4 protein-coding genes are annotated in these 4,571 nt (G+C 66.3%); all 4 read left to right on the top strand.

The features are described 5' to 3' along the window. Window positions 1-876: cytochrome c3 family protein (locus tag MUO23_13160; protein MCJ7513899.1), on the top strand; the 876-nt coding region annotated here is incomplete at its 5' end. After that, the gene (locus tag MUO23_13155; GenBank protein ID MCJ7513898.1) at window positions 869-2,062 is read left to right on the top strand and encodes a cytochrome b/b6 domain-containing protein; all 1,194 of its coding nucleotides are present in this window, start codon (window positions 869-871) and stop codon (window positions 2,060-2,062) included. The genes MUO23_13160 and MUO23_13155, both read left to right, overlap by 8 nt. 29 nt (window positions 2,063-2,091) lie before the next feature. Continuing rightward, window positions 2,092-3,789 (top strand): NapC/NirT family cytochrome c, encoded by a 1,698-nt coding sequence (locus MUO23_13150; protein MCJ7513897.1) that lies wholly within the window; start codon window positions 2,092-2,094, stop codon window positions 3,787-3,789. Between the two features lie 164 nt (window positions 3,790-3,953). Continuing rightward, window positions 3,954-4,451 carry a ubiquinol-cytochrome c reductase iron-sulfur subunit gene (locus MUO23_13145; GenBank protein MCJ7513896.1) on the top strand — a complete coding sequence of 166 codons (498 nt, stop codon included), beginning with the start codon at window positions 3,954-3,956 and terminating at the stop codon, window positions 4,449-4,451. The last annotated feature ends 120 nt before the right edge of the window (window positions 4,452-4,571 follow it).

Here is a 4,571-nt window from a genome sequence, read left to right as displayed (position 1 = left end):
GTGCATGAACGGGCTCGTGCCGCCGGCGTGCCGGAGGCCGCCCTGTGCACCGACTGCCACGGGGCGCACGACACGCGGCGCCTCACGGATCCGCAGACACACGAGCTTGCCAGCGACGCTCGGGCGTGGATCCCCCAAACCTGCGCCAAATGCCACAGCGCTATCTATGACAAGTATCTAGCCAGTGCGCACGGCTCGGCGTTGATCGGCGAGGGGAACATGGACGTCCCCACCTGCATCGACTGCCACGGCGTGCACGACATCGGCGATCCCACGACGGCCGCCTTCAGGCTCAAGTCGCCCGAGCTGTGCGCCCGGTGCCACACCGACCCGGAACGGATGGAGAGCTACGGCCTGTCGACACAGGTGCTCAGCACCTACGTGGCGGACTTCCACGGGACGACGGTTACGCTGTTCGAGAAGCTCTCTCCGGATGCGGCCACCAACAAGCCGGTGTGCTACGACTGCCACGGCGTGCACGACATCCAGCACGTCGATGATCCGCGCAAGGGACTGGCTTTGCGGGAAAACCTGCTCGCCCGCTGCCAGCGCTGCCACCCCGATGCCACGGCCGACTTTCCCGACGCCTGGCTCTCACACTACATTCCCTCGCCCGATCACTTTCCGCTGGTGTACTCAGTGGACCTGTTCTACAAGATCCTCATACCCGCCACGCTGGGCGGCATGGCGCTTCTCGTAGGCCTTGACCTGTCCTGGCAGGTGCGCTCGCGCCGGCGCAAGAACGCCGCGCCGCCGGCGGCGCAGGTGTCAGCCGAGTCGCCCGGCATCCCTGTGCCCGGCGCGCCCCCAGCGCACGTGGAGCCTGCCGAGGCCTCTGCCCCCTCGGATGGGAGCGAGGACGCGCCCGATGGCTGATCCTCGCCCTGCTTCCGAGCCGGCCCACCCGCGCGCCCTGGCCGAAATCGAGCGGTTCGATCTCATCCAGCGCCTGCAGCATGTGCTGCTGCTGGTCTCCTTCACCATCCTGGCGGTCACCGGCCTGGTCCAGAAGTTCGCCACCGCCGCGGTCAGCCAGGCGATCGTGCACCGGCTGGGGGGCATCGAGACCACTCGGATCGTGCACCGCTCCGCGGCCGTAGTCCTGGGCGCGGTGGCGGCCTACCATCTCCTCGACGCGGCCTACCGCATCTTCGTCCTCCGCACGCCTCTCACGATGCTGCCCCTGGTGGAGGATTTCAAGCACTTGGTTCAGGATGTGATGTTCTACCTGGGCCGCCGGGATCGTAAGGCCTCCTACGGCCGATTCAGCTATCCCGAGAAGGTCGAGTACCTGGCGGTCGTCTGGGGCACGCTGATCATGGGGCTGACCGGCTTCATGATGTGGAATCCGCTGGCCTCGGTGCGTTGGTTCAACGGTCAGGCGATTCCCGCCGCCAAGGTGGCGCACGGCGGCGAGGCTATCCTGGCCGTCCTGTCCATCTTCTTGTGGCACTTCTATCACGTTCACCTGCGCCATTTCAACAAGAGCATCTTCACCGGTCGGCTCACGCGCCAGGAGATGCACGAAGAGCATCCTGCCGAGCTCGAGCGGATCGAACGGGGGGCCGCCGCGACCCGCCCGCCGGCCGCCGTGCTCCGGCGCCGTCAGCAGGTCTTCTTCCCGGTGGCTGTAGTCTTTGCCGCCGCGGCCGGGTTCGGCCTGTTCCAGTTCGTCACCTTTGAGACCTCCGCTGTCGCCGTAGCCCCGCCGGCGGAAACCGCGCCGATTTTCGTCCCCCAAACCCCCACGCCCAGCGTGCCGCCTCCGCCCTCGCCCACCCCAGCACCCATCGCGGCCGCCACCTGGGCCGGGGGACTGGGCGACCTCCTCGGTCAACGTTGCGGCGCTTGCCACGGCGCCACCGCTCTGAGCGGACTGTCCCTCTCGAGCTACGCCTCTGCCCTCCAGGGAGGCACTCGAGGGCCGGCCATCGTGCCCGGCGATCCGAATGCCAGCGTGCTGGTCCAGATCCAGTCCGCCGGCAGCCACGCTGGGCAGTTGACCACCGAGGACTTGGCCGTTATCATTGCTTGGATCCAGTCCGGCGCGCCTGAGCAATAGCAGGGCGCTCGTTTTCTCAGGAGACACGGATGTCGTCGCTCGGTCGCGCCTTGCGTAGGTTCTTCTTCCCTCCGGCGGGAACCCCCCGCTGGCAGCGGGTATTGCCGTACGCAGTACTTGGCGGGCTGACGCTGGTGGTGCTGGTGGGCGGCGTGTACGCCTGGGACTACACCAATAGCCCTTCGTTCTGCGGCACCAGCTGCCACACCATGCCTCCGGAATACACCGCCTACCTTCAGTCGCCGCACTCCCAGGTTGCCTGCGTCGAATGCCACATCGGGCGGGGATTCTTCGCCACCAAGGTCTCGCGCAAGGCTGGTGATCTTGAGCACGTGTTCGACACCGCGTTCCACAACTATGCGTATCCCATCCGGGCGCGCAAGTTGCGTCCGGCCCGCGACACCTGCGAGAAGTGCCACTCGCCGGACAAGTTCTCGGACGACAGCTTGCGCGAGGTGCGCCGGTTTGGCACCGACGCCGGGAACACGGCCACCAGCACGTACTTGGTGCTGAAGACGGGCGGCGGCACCAAACGCCAGGGCTTGGGGCGGGGGATCCACTGGCACGTTGAGAACCCGGTGTACTACCTGCCCACGGATGAACTCGATCAGGAGATCCCCTACGTCAAGGTTGTCAATGATGACGGCACGACCACGGAGTACGTCGACATCACGTCCGGTGTGGATCCCAGCACCGTCAACCCCGACGACCTGAAGCAGATGGACTGCATCACCTGCCACAACCGCATCACCCATCTGATCCTGACGCCGGAAGACACCGTCGATCAGTTGATGAGCCGGGGCCTGATCTCGTCCGCCATCCCCGACATTCGTGCCCGGGCCGTCGAGGTCTACGGCGCGGAATACGCCACGGTTGAGGAGGGGCAGGAGGCGATCGCCGGTCTCAAAGACCTCTACAAGCAGGCCGATGCCGAGTTTGTCGCCCAATACCCCGGCCTGGTCGACGACGCCATCGTCGCCTTGCAGGACGCCTACGCCAAGAGCAACTTCCCCGAACAGCTGGTGAACTACGCCACGCACCCGAACAATATCGGCCACAAGGATTCGCCGGGCTGCTTCCGCTGCCACGACGGCACGCATTTGAACGCCGAGCAGGAACCCATCCGGCTGGAGTGCAACCTGTGCCACTCGATCCCGGTCGTCTCCGGGCCGCCCGACTTCCTGGCCAATATCGAAGTCAGCCGCGGGCTTGAGCCCTCGTCGCACCTGGACCCGAGTTGGATCCAGCTGCATCGCGATGTGTTCGATCCGTCCTGCGCCAACTGCCACACCACCGACGATCCGGGGGGCGTGAGCAACACCTCGTTCTGCTCGAACTCGGCCTGCCACGGCAACGTCTGGGAATACGCCGGGTTTGACGCCCCCGGCCTGCGCGAGATCGTGCTTTCCAAGCTGCCTCCGGCGCCCACGCCAACGCCGCTGCCCGCCGCGGCGGTGGTGACCTTCGATAGCGTGGTTGGGCCGATCTTCCAACAACGCTGCGTGGCCTGCCACGGGGGTGCGAGCCCGATCGCCGGGCTCGACCTGAGCAGCTATGCCGGCGCCTTGAAGGGGTCGGCCGAGGGGCCGGTGATCCTCGCCGACGACTCGGCCGGCAGCAAGCTGGTCGCGGTCCAGAGCGGTCCGCAGAACCACTTCGGCCAGCTTTCCCCTGAGGAGTTGGCGCTGGTCAAGGGTTGGATCGACGCCGGGGTGCCGGCGGAATAGACGCGCGGGGGCGCGGCGGTGAGGGCGCCCCACGATTCCTAAACATATCGGAAAGTAGCACGCGGATGTGAAGGTTGCGTTGGCTATCCGCGCACCCTTGCCGCATAGGCCGCCATCCGGCCAGCCATGCAGCCGGGCGGCGCAGCGACCGGTGGAGGCAGTCCATGGGTGACAAGCAGGCGTCGGGCGATTCCAGGCGGCAGTTCCTCAAGACCGCCACCGCGGCGATCGGAGCCGTGATTGCGGCTGGATTCGGCTTCCCCGCCGTAGCGTACTTGATCGGCCCGGCGTTGAAGCGCGATCAGACCGAGGCCTGGATTCCGCTTGGACCCACCAGCAAGGTGGAACCCGGTACCCCCACACTGTTCCGGGTCACCGTCGAGCGCCAGACGGGCTGGATCACCGCCACCGAGGAGCTGTCGGTCTACGCCCTGACGGAGAATGGTCGGGACTACACCGCCATGTCCAACATCTGCACCCATCTGGGCTGCCGCGTGCGCTGGATCGATGGCCGGCAGGAATTCTTCTGCCCGTGTCACAATGGCGTCTTCGACAAGCAGGGTGCGGTCGTCTCCGGTCCGCCCCCACGCCCCCTGGATCGCTATCCAACCAAGGTCGAGGATGGCCAGATCTACATCCTGGGAGGGGTGGATCATGGCTAGCCAAATCGGCAACTGGCTTGACGAGCGCCTGGGATGGCGCTCGGTCTGGGATGCCATCTTCCTGCGTCAGATCCCGAAGGTCAACTGGCTGTACACCCTCGGCAGCGCCACGCTGTTTGT

This window comes from Anaerolineales bacterium (assembly GCA_022866145.1).
Taxonomy (GTDB): Bacteria; Chloroflexota; Anaerolineae; order Anaerolineales; family E44-bin32; genus PFL42.
The sequence above is the reverse complement of the archived record's forward strand: the minus strand, read 5'-3'. Positions and strand labels throughout refer to the sequence as shown.

Excerpts from the sequence above, each read along its gene's own strand:
- MUO23_13145 (MCJ7513896.1), top strand. The coding sequence starts at position 3,954 with ATGGGTGACAAGCAGGCGTCGGGCGATTCCAGGCGGCAGTTCCTCAAG.
- MUO23_13150 (MCJ7513897.1), top strand. The coding sequence starts at position 2,092 with ATGTCGTCGCTCGGTCGCGCCTTGCGTAGGTTCTTCTTCCCTCCGGCG.
- MUO23_13155 (MCJ7513898.1), top strand. The coding sequence starts at position 869 with ATGGCTGATCCTCGCCCTGCTTCCGAGCCGGCCCACCCGCGCGCCCTG.